At 73.4% G+C, this 17502-nt stretch carries 14 protein-coding genes; 5 read left to right on the forward strand and 9 right to left on the reverse strand.

All coding sequences use genetic code 11. The features are described 5' to 3' along the window. Positions 1 to 48: 48 nt before the first annotated feature. Genes ACFYR0_RS04005 through ACFYR0_RS04015 form a run of 3 tightly spaced genes read right to left on the reverse strand, consistent with a single transcriptional unit; the run spans position 49 to position 3916 of the window. Positions 49 to 2433 (reverse strand): xanthine dehydrogenase family protein molybdopterin-binding subunit, encoded by a 2385-nt coding sequence (locus ACFYR0_RS04005; RefSeq protein ID WP_389321606.1) that lies wholly within the window; start codon positions 2431 to 2433, stop codon positions 49 to 51. A gap of 5 nt (positions 2434 to 2438) precedes the next feature. Next, complete coding sequence (locus ACFYR0_RS04010; protein ID WP_389321608.1) at positions 2439 to 3026, reverse strand: (2Fe-2S)-binding protein; 588 nt, start codon at positions 3024 to 3026, stop codon at positions 2439 to 2441. Next, complete coding sequence (locus tag ACFYR0_RS04015) at positions 3026 to 3916, reverse strand: FAD binding domain-containing protein (protein WP_389321610.1); 891 nt, start codon at positions 3914 to 3916, stop codon at positions 3026 to 3028. Before ACFYR0_RS04015 ends, ACFYR0_RS04010 begins: the two co-directional genes overlap by 1 nt. A gap of 370 nt (positions 3917 to 4286) precedes the next feature. On the opposite strand from ACFYR0_RS04015, the gene ACFYR0_RS04020 reads away from it, so the two are divergent. Both ACFYR0_RS04020 and ACFYR0_RS04025 read left to right on the forward strand, forming a co-directional pair. Continuing rightward, positions 4287 to 5990, forward strand: a complete 1704-nt coding sequence (locus tag ACFYR0_RS04020) for a PucR family transcriptional regulator (RefSeq protein WP_389321612.1) — start codon at positions 4287 to 4289, stop codon at positions 5988 to 5990. A 182-nt stretch (positions 5991 to 6172) separates the two neighbouring features. Then, positions 6173 to 6949, forward strand: a complete 777-nt coding sequence (locus tag ACFYR0_RS04025) for a hypothetical protein (protein ID WP_386385955.1) — start codon at positions 6173 to 6175, stop codon at positions 6947 to 6949. A gap of 292 nt (positions 6950 to 7241) precedes the next feature. Here ACFYR0_RS04025 and ACFYR0_RS04030 read toward each other — a convergent pair whose 3' ends face one another. Continuing rightward, positions 7242 to 8072: a GntR family transcriptional regulator gene (locus ACFYR0_RS04030; protein ID WP_389321614.1), complete on the reverse strand. Its 831-nt coding sequence runs from the start codon at positions 8070 to 8072 to the stop codon at positions 7242 to 7244. Between the two features lie 257 nt (positions 8073 to 8329). Between ACFYR0_RS04030 and ACFYR0_RS04035 the strand changes: the two genes are divergently transcribed. Both ACFYR0_RS04035 and ACFYR0_RS04040 read left to right on the forward strand, forming a co-directional pair. Continuing rightward, positions 8330 to 9169 carry a (2Fe-2S)-binding protein gene (locus ACFYR0_RS04035; protein WP_389321616.1) on the forward strand — a complete coding sequence of 280 codons (840 nt, stop codon included), beginning with the start codon at positions 8330 to 8332 and terminating at the stop codon, positions 9167 to 9169. Positions 9170 to 9476: 307 nt separating this feature from the next. Further along, positions 9477 to 10523, forward strand: coding sequence for a DUF2637 domain-containing protein (locus ACFYR0_RS04040; RefSeq protein ID WP_386385960.1), 1047 nt, complete (start codon positions 9477 to 9479; stop codon positions 10521 to 10523). A 98-nt stretch (positions 10524 to 10621) separates the two neighbouring features. Here ACFYR0_RS04040 and ACFYR0_RS04045 read toward each other — a convergent pair whose 3' ends face one another. The 3 genes from ACFYR0_RS04045 to ACFYR0_RS04055 form a co-directional block, all read right to left on the reverse strand. After that, complete coding sequence (locus ACFYR0_RS04045; RefSeq protein WP_389321618.1) at positions 10622 to 11095, reverse strand: ATP-binding protein; 474 nt, start codon at positions 11093 to 11095, stop codon at positions 10622 to 10624. 126 nt (positions 11096 to 11221) lie between these two features. Next, positions 11222 to 12964 carry a pyruvate dehydrogenase gene (locus ACFYR0_RS04050; RefSeq protein WP_389321620.1) on the reverse strand — a complete coding sequence of 581 codons (1743 nt, stop codon included), beginning with the start codon at positions 12962 to 12964 and terminating at the stop codon, positions 11222 to 11224. Positions 12965 to 13032: 68 nt separating this feature from the next. After that, on the reverse strand, positions 13033 to 14553 hold the full coding sequence (locus ACFYR0_RS04055; RefSeq protein WP_389321622.1) for a protein phosphatase 2C domain-containing protein: 1521 nt from the start codon (positions 14551 to 14553) through the stop codon (positions 13033 to 13035). A 390-nt stretch (positions 14554 to 14943) separates the two neighbouring features. On the opposite strand from ACFYR0_RS04055, the gene ACFYR0_RS04060 reads away from it, so the two are divergent. After that, complete coding sequence (locus ACFYR0_RS04060; protein WP_389321624.1) at positions 14944 to 15426, forward strand: DUF456 domain-containing protein; 483 nt, start codon at positions 14944 to 14946, stop codon at positions 15424 to 15426. Positions 15427 to 15472: 46 nt separating this feature from the next. Here the strand turns inward: ACFYR0_RS04060 and ACFYR0_RS04065 are convergent, their stop codons facing one another. Together ACFYR0_RS04065 and ACFYR0_RS04070 are read right to left on the reverse strand one after the other, a co-directional pair. Next, entirely contained in the window at positions 15473 to 15955 is a 483-nt protein-coding gene (locus ACFYR0_RS04065) for a methylated-DNA--[protein]-cysteine S-methyltransferase (RefSeq protein WP_389321626.1), read from the reverse strand. After that, positions 15952 to 17352, reverse strand: a complete 1401-nt coding sequence (locus ACFYR0_RS04070) for a DNA-3-methyladenine glycosylase 2 family protein (RefSeq protein ID WP_389321974.1) — start codon at positions 17350 to 17352, stop codon at positions 15952 to 15954. The genes ACFYR0_RS04065 and ACFYR0_RS04070 overlap by 4 nt, the downstream gene beginning before the upstream one ends. Between the last annotated feature and the right edge of the window lie 150 nt (positions 17353 to 17502).

Consider the following 17502-nt stretch of genomic DNA (forward strand, 5'->3'; position numbering starts at 1 on the left):
GGCGCGGAGGAGGTTGTGACGTTCCGTGCACCGCCCGGAGAGTGTGTTTCACGCCGTGCCGGTGAGGTGTTCCGGTCGTACCGGCGTGCGGTCCAGCTCCAGCCCGGTCGCGGCGCGGACGGCCGCGAGCACGGCCGGCGTCGACGACAGGGTGGGGGCCTCGCCGATGCCGCGCAGCCCGTACGGGGCGTGCTCGTCGGCGAGTTCGAGCACGTCGACGGGGATGGTCGGCGTGTCGAGAATCGTGGGGATCAGGTAGTCCGTGAAGGAGGGGTTCCTGACCTTGGCCGTCTTGGGGTCGACGATGATCTCCTCCATGACCGCGACGCCCAGGCCCTGGGTGGTGCCGCCCTGGATCTGGCCGATGACGGACAGCGGGTTGAGGGCCTTGCCGACGTCCTGGGCGCAGGCCAGTTCGATGACCTTGACCAGGCCGAGTTCGGTGTCGACCTCGACGACCGCGCGGTGCGCGGCGAAGGAGTACTGGACGTGGCCGTTGCCCTGGCCGGTGCGCAGGTCGAAGGCCTCGGTGGGGCGGTGCCGCCACTCCTCCTCCAGCTCCACGGCCTCGTTCTCCAGCACGTCCACCAGGTCGGCGAGGACCTCTCCGCCGTCGGTGACGACCTTGCCGCCCTCCAGGAGCAGTTCGGCGGTCGCCCAGGCCGGGTGGTAGGAGCCGAACTTGCGGCGGCCGATCTCCAGCACCCGTTCGCGCACCAGCTCGCAGGCGTTCTTCACGGCGCCGCCGGTGACATAGGTCTGCCGGGAGGCCGAGGTCGAACCCGCCGAGCCCACCTGGGTGTCGGCCGGGTGGATGGTGACCTGGGTGACGCCGAGTTCGGTACGGGCGATCTGCGCGTGGACGGTGACACCGCCCTGGCCGACCTCCGCCATGGCCGTGTGCACGGTCACGACGGGCTCGCCGGCCAGGACCTCCATGCGGACCTTCGCCGTGGAGTAGTCGTCGAAGCCCTCGGAGAAGCCGACGTTCTTGATGCCGACCGCGTAGCCGATCCCGCGTACGACGCCCTCGCCGTGGGTGGTGTTGGACAGGCCGCCCGGCAGCTGCCGTACGTCCGCGCCCTCGCTGGACTCCCACTGGCGCTCCGGCGGCAGGGGCATCGCCTTGACGCGGCGCAGCAGTTCGGCGACCGGGGCCGGGGAGTCGACCGGCTGTCCGGTCGGCAGGAGCGTGCCCTGCTCCATGGCGTTGAGCTGCCGGAACTCCACCGGGTCCATGCCCAGCTTCTTCGCCAGCTTGTCCATCTGCGCCTCGTAGGCGAAGCACGCCTGGACCGCGCCGAAGCCGCGCATGGCGCCGCAGGGCGGGTTGTTGGTGTAGAGGGCGATGGCCTCGATGTCGACGTCCTCGACGACGTAGGGGCCGACGGACAGCGAGGAGGCGTTGCCGACCACGGCCGGGGAGGCGGAGGCGTAGGCGCCGCCGTCCAGGACGATGCGGCACTTGAGGTGGGTGAGCTTGCCGTCCCTGGTGGCGCCGTGCTCGTAGTAGAGCTTGGCGGGGTGCCGGTGGACGTGTCCGAAGAAGGACTCGAAGCGGTTGTAGACGATCTTGACCGGCTTGTTGGTGCGCAGGGCCAGCAGACAGGCGTGGATCTGCATCGACAGGTCCTCGCGGCCGCCGAACGCGCCGCCGACGCCGGACAGCGTCATGCGCACCTTCTCCTCGGGCAGGCCGAGGACGGGCGCGATCTGGCGCAGGTCGGAGTGCAGCCACTGGGTGGCGATGTAGAGGTGGACGCCGCCGTCCTCCTCGGGCACGGCGAGACCGGACTCGGGGCCGAGGAAGGCCTGGTCCTGCATGCCGAAGGTGTACTCGCCGGTGACGATCACGTCGGCCCGCTTCGCGGCCTCGGCCGCGTCGCCGCGGACGATGGGCTGGCGGTGGACGATGTTCGGGTGCGGGACATGGCCCGCGTGGTGGTCGTCGCGGCCCTCGTGGATCAGGATCGCGTCGGGGGCGGTGGCGGAGGCCTCGTCGGTGACGACGGGCAGTTCCCGGTACTCCACCTTGATCTTCGCGGCGGCGCGGCGGGCGGTCTCCGGATGGTCGGCGGCGACGATGGCGACCGGCTCGCCGTGGTGGCGGACCCTGCCGTGGGCGAGGACGGGCGTGTCCTGGATCTCGAGGCCGTAGTTCTTCACCTCGGTCGGCAGGTCGTCGTACGTCATGACGGCGTACACGCCGGGCGTCGCGAGGGCCTCGCCGGTGTCGATGGAGACGATCTCGGCGTGGGCGACGGTGGAGCGCAGGATCTGGCCCCAGAGCATGTCCTCGTGCCACATGTCGGACGAGTACGCGAACTCGCCGGTGACCTTGAGGGTGCCGTCGGGGCGGAGCGTGGACTCGCCGATGCCGCCCCTGGTCCGGGAGCCCTGGGTGATCTTCGTGGGTGCGCCGTTGGCCGGCATGGTGGTCAGACCCCCTCGGACTGGCGGGCGGCGGCCAGGCGGACCGCGTCCATGATCTTCTCGTAGCCCGTGCAGCGGCACAGGTTGCCCGACAGGGCCTCGCGGATGTCCGCGTCGGTCGGGTTGGGGTTGCGCTCCAGCATCTCGTCGGCGGCGACGAGCAGGCCGGGGGTGCAGAACCCGCACTGGACGGCGCCGGCGTCGATGAACGCCTGCTGGACGGGAGAGAGTTCCTCGCCCTCGCCGGTCTGCGAGTCGGTGCCGCCCTTGGCCTGCCAGCCCTGGGCGTCCTGGAGGGACGTGCCGCAGGCGCCGCTCGCACAGCCGCCGTGCTCGGCGCGCTGTCTGGCGTAGTCCGCCAGGCCCTCGACGGTGACGACCTCGCGGCCCTCGGCCTGGCCTGCCGCGACCAGGCAGGAGCAGACGGGAACGCCGTCCAGGCGGACCGTGCAGGAACCGCACTCGCCCTGTTCGCAGGCGTTCTTGGAGCCGGGCAGGCCGAGGCGCTCGCGCAGGACGTAGAGCAGGCTCTCGCCCTCCCAGACGTCGTCGGCCTCCTGGGGACGTCCGTTGACGGTGAAGTTGACGCGCATTACGCAGCTCCCTCCGAGATGCGGCGGGCGCCGCGATACGACTCCCAGGTCCAGGTGAGCGTCCGGCGGGCCATGACGCCGACCGCGTGGCGGCGGTAGCTCGCGGTGCCCCGGACGTCGTCGATCGGGTTGCAGGAGGCGGAGCACAGCTCCGCGAACCGCTTGGCGACCGACGGGGTGATGATCTTTCCGTTGTCCCAGAAGCCGCCCTCTTCCAGGGCCGCGTTCAGGAACTCCTCGGCCGTCTTCGCCCGGACGGGTGTCGGGGCGGCGGATCCGATGCCGGTGCGCACCGTGCGGGTCTCGGGGTGCAGGGCGAGACCGAACGCGCACACGGCGATGACCATGGCGTTGCGGGTGCCGACCTTGGAGTACTGCTGGGGGCCGTCGGCCTTCTTGACGTGCACGGCCCGGATCAGCTCGTCGGGGGCGAGCGCGTTGCGCTTGACGCCGGTGTAGAAGGCGTCGATCGGGATCAGCCGGGAGCCGCGTACGGACTCCGCCTCGACCTCGGCGCCCGCCGCGAGCAGGGCCGGGTGGGCGTCCCCGGCCGGGGAGGCGGTGCCGAGGTTGCCGCCGACGCCGCCGCGGTTGCGGATCTGGGGGGAGGCGACGGTGTGCGAGGCGAGCGCGAGGCCCGGCAGTTCGCCGCGGAGGTTCTCCATGATCTTCGTGTAGGGCACGGAGGCGCCGAGCCGCACGCTCGCCTCGCCGACCTCCCACTCGTAGAGGTCGCCGACGCGGGTGAGGTCCAGGAGGTACTCGGGCCGGCGGTGGTCGAAGTTGATCTCGACCATCACGTCGGTGCCACCCGCAATCGGCACAGCGGTGGGGTGCTCCGCCTTCGCGGCGAGCGCCTCCTCCCAGCTGGCGGGGCGAAGGAAGTCCATGACCGGCTCTCTTCTTCGTCTCGTGGGTCGTTCAGATTGAGCCAATCCGTGTGCGGCGGGCCCGGCTCGTTCATGTCCTGTTAACGCGGAGTGGGGCCAGTACACAGCGCGGTGCTCCGGTCGGGTCAGTCACCGAAACCATGAAGGAGTTGGCTGGTCGTCGCAGGCATCTTGTAGATTCGTATGAACGGAGGTCATCAGTAACCTCCCCGCTCTCCTGTGGAAACGTGAGACACACCCCGCGTGACCTGGGACACGGCCCGGACCGGCGGTCCGGCGACCCCCGAGCACGGACCGACCGCCCCGCGGACGGGTCCGACGCGTCAAGAATCATCGTAGTTTTCGAGACAAAAGAACGGCGGCGACGAGAATGCGGCTGCGCGCACTGCTGGACACCGACGCGCTGGGCCTGAAGCTGCTCGGCGGCGAGGACGAGCTGGACCGCACCGTGCGCGGCGTCATGACGACCGACCTCAAGGACCCCAGCCGCTATCTGGCCGGTGGCGAGCTGGTCCTGACGGGCCTGGCCTGGCGCCGGGACACCGACGACTCCGAACCCTTCGTTCGAATCCTCGCCCAGGCCGGTGTCGCGGCGCTCGCGGCCGGCGAGGCGGAGCTCGGGGACGTGCCGGACGATCTGGTCCTGGCCTGCGCCCGGCACCGGCTGCCACTGTTCGCGGTGCACGAGTCGGTCGCCTTCGCGACCATCACCGAGCATGTCGTACGGCAGGTCAGCGGCGAGCGGGCCGGGGACCTGGCGGCCGTCGTGGACCGGCACCGGCGGATGATGACCTCCGGCCCCGCGGGCGGCGGGCCCGACGTGGTCCTGGACCTGCTCGGCTCCGACCTCGACCTGCGCGCCTGGGTGCTCTCCCCGGCCGGACGGCTGATCGCGGGCCCCAAGCTCGGCGGGCCCGCGCTGCCCGCCGAGACGTGCGCGCGGCTGGCGGGCGAGCACCTCGCGGCCGTCCGCACCGGACGGCGCGGCCCGCACCGGGTGCAGGCCGGCCCGACGACGTACAGCCTGTTCCCGATCCGCGGCTGGGGTCACCGCCCGCCGGGCACCGCGGCCGGACGGGCCCCGCAGGCCGCCGCGCGGGACGTGCGCGAGAGCGTGCTGTCGGACTGGCTGCTGGCCGTCGAGGCGGACGCGGGCGACTGGCCCGAGGAGCGGCTGGACCTGGTGCACGGCGTCACCCAGCTGATCGCGGTCGAGCGCGACCGCCGCGACGCCGCCCGCACGGTCCGGCGCCGGCTCGCCCAGGAGGTACTGGAACTGGTCCAGACGGGCGCGGCGCCCGCCGAGGTCGCCGCCCGGCTGCGGGTCGCTGCGCCGGTGCTGCTGCCCGGCCTCGGGGCCGCGCCGCACTGGCAGGTGGTGGTGGCCCGGGTGGAGTGGGAGGACGGCGAACTGGAGGGCGGCCCGGTCGCGCAGTCCCTCCTGGAGGAGATCCTCGTCGACCCGAACAGCACCGGCCCCGAGCCCTCCGACCGGATCGCCGTCGCCCACACCGGCGACGAGGCCATCGCCCTGGTGCCGCTCCCGGCGGTCGGCGGCGACTCCGACGGCCCGGACCCCGGCGTCCTGGCCGACGCGCTGCTGGCGGCCGTACGGGAGCCGCTGGCGGCGGGCCTGGACGACGACGGGCGCCTCACCCTCGGCGTCAGCGCGGCCGTGCACTCGGCCGAGGGGCTGCGCGGCGCACTGGAGGAGGCGCGGCACGCGCGGCGCGTCGCGGCGGCCCGGCCCGGCCGGGTGTGCGCGGCCGGCCACCAGGAGCTGGCCTCGCACGTGCTGCTGCTGCCGTTCGTCCCCGACGACGTCCGCCGCGCCTTCACCGCCCGGCTGCTGGACCCGCTGCGCGACTACGACCGCCGCCACCGCGCCGAGCTCATCCCGACCCTGGAGGCCTTCCTGGAGTGCGACGGCTCCTGGACCCGCTGCGCCTCCCGGCTCCACCTCCACGTCAACACACTGCGCTACCGCGTCGGCCGGATCGAGCAGCTGACGAGCCGTGACCTGTCCCGTCTCGAGGACAAGCTGGACTTCTTCCTGGCGCTGCGGATGAGCTGAGCTCCCGGGGGGTATGTGCCGGGCACCGCGCGGCGGGCGGCGATTCGCCGGACGGCCCCGGGGCGGGTGCGGCGGCACACGACTTTGTGAAATCCTTCACCCACCCCCTTGGCCGGGCCCGGTGATCCGTGCTGAGATGCCGCCACCACTCAAGGCTCGATGGCGTGCTCGGGGAGGGCGAGGTGGCGTATACCGCCATGTCTGGTTACGGAACGACCGCTGGTGACGATCCACTCCAGACAGCGGTGTGGCGGCTGCGCTCACGGGCCTGCTGGGCCGACGCGGCCGCGTTGCTCCAACCGTCCTCCGCGGCGGCCGCGTTGCAGCGGGCCGCACTGCTGGTGGAACGCTGCCTGTACACCGAGCAGGGCTGGGACGCGGCGGAGGACGCGCTGCGGGTGGCCGAGGCCGTGGCGCACAGCGACGAGGAGCGGGGCGGGGCGGCTTGTGAACGCGGGCACTTGGCCTACGCCGCCACCCTGCTGGGGGTGCGCGACCGGGCCGACGAGGCGCGGGCCGCGCTCGGCCGGGCGGCCGCGCTGATCAGCCCCGACACCGCCGGGCGGGCCCTGCTGGACTACCGGCGCGGGCTGGTCGCGCAGAACCTCAGCGGCTCGGCGCAGGCCGCGCGGGCGGCGTTCCGCCGGGCCCACGCGGGCGCCGCCGCGCACGCCGACCCGCTGCTGCTGTCCTCCACCTGGCGGCATCTGGCCGGACTGGCGCTGCGGGAGGGCGAGTTGGCCGAGGCCCGGCACGGCTTCGCCGAATCACTGCGGCTGCGCGAGGAGTTGGGCTACCTGGTCGGCACGGCCCCGGCCCTGGCCTCCCTCGCCGACGCCGAGACCGAACCGGAGGCCTCCCGGCTGCGCGAGGAGGCCCGCCGCCTGTTCCGCCTCCTGGGCGGCGTCCCCACCTGGCTGGCAGCCCAACTCGCCCCACCACCAGCAGCCACAGCCTGACTCCCGCCCCCAAGGGCCGCGAGGAACTGCGCGACCTCGCAGGCGCACGGGGAACTACGCAAAGCTTTAGGGACGCGGGGAACCGCGCAACCTCTCAGGGGCGCGGGGAACCGCGCAAAGCTTTTAGGGGCGCGAGGAACTGCGCAACCTCTCAGGGGCGCGAGGAACTGCGCGAACAACCCCCTCAAGGGGCGCGGGGAACTGCGCGAACACCCACACACAACCAGCACCCAAAAACCGGCAGAACCCCCACCGCCCCGCCAAGACCCCCACGCCCGGGGACGGCCCAGCCTCAGACGGCAGGTCGAAAGTGCTCCGCAAGCAGCCCCCGCACCCACTCCCCGTCCCCAGACATCAGCGCATCCAGCAGGGCGCCATGCTGCGCGGCATCCCCCATCAACTCGGTACGCAGATGACGACCGGTCGTCACCGGCCACTGCGCACGCCGATGCAGATCGTCGGCGACACGGACGAGCTGATCGTTGCCGGCGACGGAGAGCAGCGCACGGTGGAAGGCGCGGTCGGCCTCGGCATAGGCCGCCCGACACCCGGCGGAGGCGGCGAGGACGGTGGCCTCGGCAAGAGGGCGCAGCTCGGCCCACCGCTCGGCGGGCACGGTCGTCGCGAGCCGCGTCAGCACCGGCACCTCCAGCAGCGAGCGCACCTCGGCCAGCTCGGCGAGCTCACGGGCGTCGCGCCGCACGACGCGGAAGCCGCGGTTGGGCACGACCTCGACGGCGCCCTCCTGGGCGAGCTGCTGCATGGCCTCGCGCACGGGCGTGGCGGAGACGCCGAACTGCTCGCCGAGCGCGGGCGCGGAGTAGACGGTGCCGGGGGTCAGCTCCCCGGTGACGAGGGCGGTGCGCAGCGCGTCGAGGATCTGGCCGCGCACGGAGGAGCGCTGCACGAGGGGCCGCGGGGCCGGGAGGGGCGTCTCGGCGGCGGGATGCTCACCGCGCACCGCGGCGGTGGCGGCGGGGTGCCCACCGCGCACGGCGGCGGCCCCGGAGCCGCGCTCACGGGCCTCCGGGGTGGCCGCCTGCTGCTGCGGCACCCGGACCGGGCCGGGGCCCGGCTCCGGAAGGCCCGTCGCGGTGGCGAAGCCCTGCGCGCCCTGGTTCACGGGTCCTCCTCCGGTCTTGTCGGTACTTGGGGTCATTACGGCGGGTTGTTACTCGTCCGTCAAGCACCTTAGGCCCAAGGTCGGGCAGTTCAAATTCCGGACGGACCTAGTAAGGTAAGCCTTGCCTACTTCGGTCACGCGCCCCCCGCTCGCGCCCGCACGCCTGCCCGCACCCCCGTCCGCCCCCCCTCCCCCACGCCCTACCCACCCCGCCCCGCTCACCCCTCTCGCCCCTCTCGTGAATCGGTGGTCCCGGTATGCCTGTCCCCGCCTCGGCCCTCGCGGACGCCCATGCCCGCCTCACCGAGGCCTACCCGGGACTGACCGTCACCGAGCTGAGCGGACCGGAGCCCCTGCCCGAGGGCGGCGGCTGGGTCACCGCGGCCTCGCTCGCGGCGGGCGGGGAGGCCCTGGAGGCCTTCCTGGCCTGGGACGAGGCCCAGATCCTGCGGGACTACGGACAGCGCGGCCGCCCGGACGTCGTCGCCGGCTTCGGCCTGCACCGCTACGCCTGGCCCGCCTGTCTGCTGTTCACCGTGCCGTGGTTCCTGCACCGTCGGGTGCCCCGCCATGGCGTGGCCGACGTGTCCTACGACCGCACCGCAGGCCGGCTGGCCGTACGCACCGCCTCCTTCGCCTGTCTGCCGGGCGACCCGGCCGCCGCCCTGCCCGGCGCGCGCGTGGTCGGCGGCGAGGACGCCCTGCGCGCCGAGCTGCGCGCGGCGGTGGCCGAGCACCTGGAGCCGCTGCTCGCGGCCTTCGGCCCGCGCATGCGGCGGCGCGGCCGGGCCCTGTGGGGCATGGTCACCGACGAGGTGGTCGAGGGCCTGTGGTACGTCGCAGGACAGCTCGGCGCGGACGCGGAGCGGCGGGCGAGGCGCGAGCTGGAACTGCTGCTGCCCGACTCGGCCGTGCCGTACGTCGGCACTCCCGCCTTCCGCGAGCTGACCGGGCCGAGGGGCGAGACGCTGCCCACCCGGGACCGGGCGAGCTGCTGCCTCTTCTACACCCTGCGCCCCGAGGACACCTGCGTGACCTGCCCGCGCACCTGTGACACCGACCGGGTCGCCAAACTGACCTCCGCCGCGGCCGCCTGACGTTCGTTCGGTCGGTCGGAGCAGGGGTGCGCAGCCGCTAGGATCGTCGCGGACGAGGCCCCCGACTCGGTTACAGCGGTTTCACAATCTCCTCACCCTGCACAGGAACTTTCCGTGGAACCGCCCGTACGGGTAGTCTTATTCGAACTCAACTCCCGCGCCTCAAGCGGCAGTTCGAGCAGATCGCCGTCCTGGCCAACCCCTTGCACTTCGTTGGCGGCCTCTTGCCCCGAAACCCCCTGAGGACCGGAGGGTTTGGGCCACTATGGCGGGCGTTACGCCCTATCCCAATGCAAGGGACCCCTAGATGAGACTGACCGACATATCGCTGAACTGGCTGCTTCCGGGCGCCGTACTGCTCCTGGGCATGCTGGCGGCGGTGGCGGTGCTGCGCGGCAAGCGCGCCTCGGGGAAGGACTCTGGCACGGAGGACTCGTGGGAGCGCAGCGAGGAGCGCCGCAGGCGCAAGGAGGCCCTGTACGGCACGTTCTCCTACGTGCTGCTGTTCTGCTGTGCCGCGGTGGCGGCCGCGCTGTCCTTCCACGGTCTGGTCGGGTTCGGCGAACAGAACCTCGGCCTGTCGAACGGCTGGCAGTACCTGGTCCCGTTCGGCCTGGACGGGGCGGCCATGTTCTGCTCCGTCCTCGCGGTGCGTGAGGCCAGCCACGGCGACGCCGCTCTCGGCTCCCGGATACTCGTGTGGACCTTCGCCTTCGCCGCGGCCTGGTTCAACTGGGTGCACGCCCCGCGCGGCATCGACCACGCGGGCGCCCCGCACTTCTTCGCGGGCATGTCCCTCTCCGCGGCGGTGCTGTTCGACCGGGCGCTGAAGCAGACCCGCCGGGCCGCGCTGCGCGAGCAGGGCCTGGTGCCCCGCCCGCTGCCGCAGATCCGCATGGTCCGCTGGCTGCGGGCGCCGCGTGAGACGTACCGCGCCTGGTCGCTCATGCTCCTGGAGAACGTGCGCAGCCTGGACGAGGCCGTCGAGGAGGTGCGCGAGGACATGCGCCAGAAGGAGGAGACCCAGCGGCGCCGCCGCGAGCAGCAGCGCGTGGAGCGGGCTCAGCTGAAGGCCATCAGCCGGGGCCACCGGGGTCCGTTCCCCGGCCGTGGCCTCGGACGGCAGGCGGAGATGCCGGCCGTGGAGCGAGCGAGTTCCGAGCGTGTCTCCGCGGAGCCTGCCATATCGACGCCGGAGCAGCTGCCCGTGCGTTCGCGGCCCTCCCTCCAGCCGGTGCGCCAGAGTACTGAGCCGATCACCGTCGACCTCACCGCTGAGGACGACACCATGGCCCTGCCGCGCCTGGACTCCCTGGAGCGCAAGCTCAAGGACCTGGAGCAGCAGTTCGGCTAGGGCCTGACAGGCCTGCCAGGCAGGCCCGGGCGGTACGAGGTACACGCGGCAGGGGCACGGCTCGTCAGGGACCGTGCCCCTGCCGCGTGGTCAGGGGTTCACGCGGCGTCCGCGCCGAGCTCGAACCAGACGGACTTGCCCACTCCGTGCGCCTGTACGCCCCAGTCGTCGGCGAGCGACTCGACCAGGATCAGGCCCCGTCCGTGCGTACCGTCGTCGGCGGCCGGTACGCGTGGCCTGGGCTTCGCGCCCACGAAGTCCCGTACCTCCACGCGCAGTCCGCGGGTGGAGACGACGGCGGTCAGGACCGCTTCACGGTCGGTGTGCACGAGTGCGTTGGTGACGAGTTCGCTGGTGAGCAGCTCCGCGATGTCCGCTCGTCCCGGCCTCCCCCAGTGCCGTAACAGTTCCCGCAGCTCCCGGCGTGCCTCGGGCACGGCCCCGAGATCCGCGCGGCCCAGTCTGCGGCTGAGCTGTGGCCCCCGTTCGGGAGCGCCGCCGGCCCGGTCCCGGGCCGAGTGTGAGGACGTCCCGAAAGTCAGCGGACCGCCCCTTGGTACCTGCCTGTTCATGACCCCCGCCTGCGCGCCGATGCCGGTTTCCCTCCTGCTCGAACACGTTCACGGGAATCCATGCCCCGTGGGCACCGGGACAGTCATACCGGTTGGCACGACTGCCGGGGATCCGGACCTCTCGCGTCAGGGCCGGGGGACGTTGCGCAGATTGGAGCGGGCCATCTGGAGCATCCGCCCCACGCCTCCGTCCAGCACAATCTTCGAAGCGGACAGCGCGAATCCGGTCACCATGTCGGCCCTGATCCTCGGCGGGATCGACAGCGCGTTCGGGTCGGTCACGACATCCACGAGCGCGGGTCCCTTGTGCTTGAAGGCGTCCTTGAGCGCTCCTGAGAGCTGTCTCGGCTTCTCCACCCGGACGCCGTAGGCGCCGCAGGCGCGGGCGACGGCCGCGAAGTCCGGGTTCTTGTTCGCGGTGCCGTACGACGGCAGACCGGCGACGAGCATCTCCAACTCGACCATGCCGAGCGAGGAGTTGTTGAACAGCACCACCTTCACGGGCAGGTCGTACTGGACGAGGGTGAGGAAGTCGCCCATCAGCATGGCGAATCCGCCGTCCCCGGACATCGACACCACCTGCCGGCCGCGGTCGGTGAACTGCGCGCCGATCGCCATCGGCAGCGCGTTGGCCATCGAGCCGTGCGAGAAGGAGCCGATGATCCGCCGCCGCCCGTTGGGGGTGAGGTAACGGGCCGCCCAGACGTTGCACATGCCGGTGTCGACGGTGAACACCGCGTCGTCGTCGGCGAGTTCGTCGAGCACGGAGGCCACGTACTCGGGGTGGATGGGCACATGCCGGTCCACCTTGCGGGTGTAGGCCTTGACCACCCCCTCCAGCGCCTCGGCGTGCTTCTTCAGCATCTTGTCCAGGAAGCGCCGGTTCTCCTTGGTCCGCACCCGCGGGACGAGACAGCGCAGGGTCTCCCTGACGTCGCCCCACACCGCGAGGTCCAGCCGGGAGCGGCGGCCGAGCCGTTCGGGCCGTACGTCGACCTGGGCGATGGTCACGTCGTCGGGCAGGAAGGCGTTGTACGGGAAGTCGGTGCCCAGCAGGATGAGCAGGTCGCACTGGTGGGTTGCCTCGTAGGCGGCCCCGTAGCCGAGCAGGCCGCTCATGCCGACGTCGTAGGGGTTGTCGTACTGGATCCACTCCTTGCCGCGCAGGGCGTGGCCCACCGGGGACTTGATCTTCGCCGCGAACTCCATCACCTCGGCGTGGGCGCCCGCCGTGCCGCTGCCGCAGAACAGGGTGACCCGTTCGGCGCGGTCGATCAGCTCGACCAGCTTGTCGATCTCCGCGTCACCGGGGCGCACCGTCGGCCGGTCGGTCACCAGCGCGGTCTCGACCGGCTTGTCCGGGGCGGGCTGGGCGGCGATGTCGCCGGGCAGGGCGACCACGCTGACGCCGCCCCGGCCGATCGCGTGCTGGACGGCGGTCTGGAGCAGCCGGGGCATCTGCCGCGGACTGGAGATCAGCTCGCTGTAGTGACTGCATTCGCGGAACAGCTGGTCCGGGTGGGTCTCCTGGAAGTAGCCGAGGCCGATCTCGCCGGAGGGGATCTGCGAGGCGAGCGCGAGGACCGGGGCCATCGAGCGGTGGGCGTCGTACAGGCCGTTGATCAGATGGAGGTTGCCGGGACCGGAGGAGCCGGCGCAGGCGGTCAGTCTCCCGGTGATCTGGGCCTCCGCGCCGGCCGCGAAGGCGGCGGTCTCCTCGTGGCGCACGTGCACCCAGTCGACGGCGGAGCTGCGGCGTACGGCGTCCACGACGGGGTTGAGGCTGTCGCCCACGACGCCGTACAGGCGTCTGACCCCGGCGCGGGCGAGGATGTCCACGAACTGTTCGGCGACGTTCTGCTTGGCCATGGCGGTCGGGTGCCCTTCGGTCTCCGGGAGGATCCCTGTGGGTTTCCATCAATCCACACCCGGCGCCGCTACGCCTCCCACACGGCGGCCGCCGTCCGGTCGTCGGCGTACCCCTTGACCCGGGCCTGGGTGTCGGCGAGGAAGGCCGCGAGGCCGGGCGCCTCGGGGCCGGACCACCGCTCGGTGAGGTGCGCGCACAGCTCGGGTTCGCCGCGCAGGGGCTCCGCGAGACCGTCCGTGCACAGCAGCAGGGTGTCACCCGGGCGGGCTACCGAGGCGCGGAAGCGGAAGGGCTCGCGCGGTGGCTGCGGGGCGGGTTCGTAGGGGCTCGGGGGTTTCGGGATGCCGAGCTCCAGGGTCAGCCGGTCGCCCTCGGGGGTCTCGGCGGGCGTCGCGGCGAGCGCGTCGGCGGACGGCGAGCCGAAGCCGACGACGGGCTCTCCCGTCACCTCGGTCGCCGCGGGCTCGATGTCCCGCCACACCCCGTCCCGCAGCCGGAACAGCCCGCCCGCGCCGACCCCGAAGAACACCCGCGTACGGCACTCGGGGTCCCCCGGCAGCAGCAGACAGCGCAGGGTCGCCGCGTACTCCGCCGGGGGGACCCCCTGCTCGGCGGCGCCGGCGCGCAGCCTGCCGAGGCTGCGGTCGGTGAGGCGGTGCAGCCCGGACTTCAGGTCGCCGCGCCGGCCGGAGCGGATGTCCTCCGCGAGGCGGACATGGCTGCGGCCTACGGCCTGCCCGATCCACCGGCACACCTCGGCCGCCGCCCGGTGCGCCCCGGCAGTGGCCCGCGCGCCGGTCGCCATCGCGACGAGCACCAGCGCCTGCTCACCGGCGCCGAACCGGGCGACGAGCAGCGCGTCCCGGCGCGGCTCGCCGCGGTACCGGGCCGAGTCGCCGCGCACGGACACCGCCCGCAGGGTGCCCGCGCCGCATCGGGCGCCGTCCAGCACGGTGTCCGCGACCAGGTCCGTGAGGTCGCCGGGGTCGGCCGGGGGCAGGGTGGTGGGCTCGGCCTCGTAGGTGGGCGGACCGGAGCCGAGGTGGACGGGCCGGGGGGCGCGGGTCACGGAGAGCCGGCGGGTGTCGGTGTCCTTCGGGGAGTCGTCCGGGAGCGGTGCCGCGTCACCGGTGGTCGACGTGGTGCCGCCCGCCGGTGGCCGCGGTGCCGGGGCGGCCTGGCCGGAGTCGGCCGGGAAGCCGGCCGGACCGCCCGGTACGGCGGTCGGGCGCTCCCAGGGGGCGCGGGTCCTCGGCGGGCGGGACGCGGAGCGCGGGGCGCCGGTGCCGTCGTCGGCGGGAGCGGGAGAGCGGGCGGGCGCACGCGGATCCGGTTCACGGGCGTCCGCGACGGGGTCGGCGGGCACCCTGCCACCGCCTCCGTCACCCTCGCGGGGTCCCGGGACCGAGGGGGGCCCGCCGGAGTCCGCGAGGTCCTCCCCCGCCACCCCGGAGGCCGAGGCGAAACGGTCGTCCAGGGAATCCGCGGCGCCCGTGGGGCCGGTGTCCGAAGTGCGGTCGTCGTACAGCTGCCCCCACCAGTCGTCCTCGGGAACGGGATCGGTGGGCCTTCCCCCCTGCTGGCTCATGACCCTCATTGTCCACCGCGCGGGCGGGTTGAAAACGGGGCATCAGGAAAATCCCGTGCGCCCGGACCAAGGCTGACTGCGTGCCAGGGAGCCTTCGAACGAAGGTGCCAGGGCCTGCCGGGCATCGCGCGGCGCACAGGAAGCCGTCGTCCCGGCCCTCACGGGGCCACCGGGCGGCTCCCCCCCCACGGGAGAACCGCCCGGTGACGTCTGCGCGATCCGGTCCGGATCAGTGAACCGTTGGCCAACACATTGGCAGAGCGATCAGGCCTACGGGGATGATGTCCGAGGCGGATCCGCGCCGTGGCCGGTTTCCGCCAGGGCCGGTCCGCTTGGAGCCCGGATTCACGCTGACCTGCGACGCTGGGCGTCCTCCTGCACGCTGGGCAGATGGGCGTGTGGGAGATCCTGCTGGTCGGCAGCGTGATCCTGCTCGGCCTGGGCGGGGTGCTGGTGCCGGGCGTCCCGGGGTCGTGGCTGGTGTGGGCCGCGGTGCTGTGGTGGGCGCTGAAGGACCCGCAACCGGTGGCGTGGTGGGTGCTGGTCGGGGCCACGCTCGCGCTGTTCCTGTCCCAGGTGGTGCGCTGGGCTCTGCCGCCGAGGCGGCTGCGCGCCAGCGGCGCCACCCCACGGATGGCGGTGTACGCGGGGACGGGCGCGTTCCTCGGGTTCTTCCTGGTCCCCGTGCTGGGGGCGATCCCCGGCTTCATGGGGGGCATCTACCTGTCCGAGCGGCTGCGCCTGGGCCGCGGCGGCGAGGCCCGCGCCGCCCTGCGCCAGGCGATGCGCAACGGCGGCTCCAGCGTGCTCACGGAACTGTTCACCTGCCTGCTGATCGCCGGGGCGTGGCTGGGCGCGGTGATCTGGGGCTGACCGGGGGACGAGGACGTAGGCCCTCGGGCGAAACACGCCCTACGGGCTACAGGGCGTCTTCGAGGCCGAGCAGGAGCCGTTTGCGGTCCAGGCCCGCCGCATAGCCGACGAGGGAGCCGTCCGCGCCGATCACACGGTGGCAGGGGCGCAGCACCAGCAGCGGGTTGGCGCCGATCGCGGTGCCGACGGCTCGTACGGCGGCACGGGAGGCGCCGATGCGGGCGGCGATCTCGCCGTAGCTGACGGTCGAGCCGTAGGGCACGGACTCCAGGGCCGTCCACACCCGCTCGCGGAACGCGGTGCCCTCGCTGCGCAGCGGCAGCGAGAACTCCTTGAGGTCGTGCGCGAAGTACGCGGCGAGCTGCTCCCCGGCCTCCCGGAACAGCGCGGGATCGTGCGCCCAGTCCTCCCGCACGCTCCGCCCGCCCTTCTGCCCGGGCAGCGACAGCGAGGTCAGGGTGCCGTCGGGGTCGGCGGTGAGCAGGATCGGCCCGAGCGGGCTGTCGAGACGGGTCCAGTGCGTGGTCATGCGTACTCCAGATCACGGGCCGTGCGCAGATGGCGTACGGCGTACGAGCGCCAGGGGCGCCAGGCGTCGGAGACGTCCTCGCCGGGCGGGGCGACGTCGGGGTCGCCGAGGGCGCGGGTGCGGACGGCGGCGATCACGGCGGCGTCCATGCCGGGCAGCGCGCGCAGGGCCGCCTCGGCGTCGTCGCGGTCCGCGCCCGCGTCCAGCCTTACGACGCCGTCCGCGAGCGCGGCGGCCAGCGGCCCCGCCGTCCCGTCCGGCTCGGCCTCGGCGAGGACGGCCGGCTCGGGGAACAGGTGGGTGAGGCTGCCGCAGGGTGCGTCGAGGGCCTTGCCGTAGGCGCGGACGAGACGCTCGGCCTCGCCGCGTCCGACCAGGGCCCGTATCGCCAGTTCGTCGGGGTCGGCGGCGCCCGGCGAGCGCAGCCCCGGCCGGGCGGCGACCAGCGGGGCGAGCCGGGGGTCGGCCCCGAGCCGCTCGTCGACGGCGTACGGGTCGGCGTCCAGGTCGAACAGCCGCCGCAGCCGCTGCACGGCCGTGGTGAGATCGCGCGGGTCGGTGAGGTGGAGCCGGGCCTCCAGCCAGCCGCCGGGACGCACGGCTCCCGGGGCGCCCGCCGCGGTCCGCTCCTCGACGGCCGCGATCCCGCTCCCGTACGGCAGCCGCAGCGTACGGCGGTAGACGCGCGCCCCGGCCGGGCCGCCGACCTCCTCCACCCCGGGCACGGCCTCGTGCGCCAGCAGGTCGAACACCGCGGCGGCGGAGTACGGCCCGCGGTGGGCGAGCCGCAGCGGAATCCCCGCGGTGGGTGTCCCGGCGCGCCGGGGCCTGTGCCCGCCCCTGTGCGCGGCGGCGCGCAGTCCGCTGGGGGTGAGGGCGTAGACGGTCCGGACGGTGTCGTTGAACTGCCTGACGCTCGCGAAGCCCGAGGCGAAGGCGATCTCGGTGACGGGCAGCTCGGTCGTCTGGAGCAGCACCCGCGCGGTGTGCGCCCGCTGGGCGCGGGCCAGCGCGACCGGCCCGGCGCCCAGCTCGGCGGTGAGCTGCCGCTGGACCTGCCGGGCGCTGTATCCCAGCCGCCCGGCGAGCCCGGCCACGCCCTCCCGGTCCACGACGCCGTCCCCGATCAGCCGCACGGCCCGTCCCACGACGTCCGCGCGGGCGTTCCACTCGGCGGACCCGGGCGAGGCGTCCGGCCGGCACCGCCGGCAGGCCCGGAACCCGTGGCCCTGGGCGGCGGCGGCCGTGGGGAAGAACCTCACGTTGCGCCGCTTGGGGGTCACGGCCGGACAGCTCGGACGGCAGTAGACGCCGGTCGTCGACACGGCGAAGTAGAACGCCCCGTCGAACCGGGCGTCCCGGCTCCGCACCGCCTCGTACCTGCTGTCCTCATCCATCACACCCCCAGTCTCCGCCCCCACCCCAACCCCGCGCTGGCGGCTTTCGGACACAGAACTCCCCACCCCCCTTAAAGATCGCGCGGTTCCCGCGCCCCTCGAGGGGCGCGGGAACCGCGCAGTCTTTTTCAGGGCCGCGAGGACTGAGCA

The organism is Streptomyces sp. NPDC005017, from assembly GCF_042873115.1.
Lineage (GTDB): Bacteria > Actinomycetota > Actinomycetes > Streptomycetales > Streptomycetaceae > Streptomyces.

What these genes read in the sequence shown, in the direction of transcription:
- ACFYR0_RS04065 (WP_389321626.1), bottom strand. Translation starts at nt 15,955, where the DNA reads ATGACCACGCACTGGACCCGTCTCGACAGCCCGCTCGGGCCGATCCTG.
- ACFYR0_RS04010 (WP_389321608.1), bottom strand. Translation starts at nt 3,026, where the DNA reads ATGCGCGTCAACTTCACCGTCAACGGACGTCCCCAGGAGGCCGACGAC.
- ACFYR0_RS04070 (WP_389321974.1), bottom strand. Translation starts at nt 17,352, where the DNA reads ATGGATGAGGACAGCAGGTACGAGGCGGTGCGGAGCCGGGACGCCCGG.
- ACFYR0_RS04020 (WP_389321612.1), top strand. Translation starts at nt 4,287, where the DNA reads ATGCGGCTGCGCGCACTGCTGGACACCGACGCGCTGGGCCTGAAGCTG.
- ACFYR0_RS04015 (WP_389321610.1), bottom strand. Translation starts at nt 3,916, where the DNA reads ATGGACTTCCTTCGCCCCGCCAGCTGGGAGGAGGCGCTCGCCGCGAAG.
- ACFYR0_RS04035 (WP_389321616.1), top strand. Translation starts at nt 8,330, where the DNA reads ATGCCTGTCCCCGCCTCGGCCCTCGCGGACGCCCATGCCCGCCTCACC.
- ACFYR0_RS04040 (WP_386385960.1), top strand. Translation starts at nt 9,477, where the DNA reads ATGAGACTGACCGACATATCGCTGAACTGGCTGCTTCCGGGCGCCGTA.
- ACFYR0_RS04050 (WP_389321620.1), bottom strand. Translation starts at nt 12,964, where the DNA reads ATGGCCAAGCAGAACGTCGCCGAACAGTTCGTGGACATCCTCGCCCGC.
- ACFYR0_RS04005 (WP_389321606.1), bottom strand. Translation starts at nt 2,433, where the DNA reads ATGCCGGCCAACGGCGCACCCACGAAGATCACCCAGGGCTCCCGGACC.
- ACFYR0_RS04060 (WP_389321624.1), top strand. Translation starts at nt 14,944, where the DNA reads ATGGGCGTGTGGGAGATCCTGCTGGTCGGCAGCGTGATCCTGCTCGGC.
- ACFYR0_RS04055 (WP_389321622.1), bottom strand. Translation starts at nt 14,553, where the DNA reads ATGAGCCAGCAGGGGGGAAGGCCCACCGATCCCGTTCCCGAGGACGAC.
- ACFYR0_RS04045 (WP_389321618.1), bottom strand. Translation starts at nt 11,095, where the DNA reads ATGAACAGGCAGGTACCAAGGGGCGGTCCGCTGACTTTCGGGACGTCC.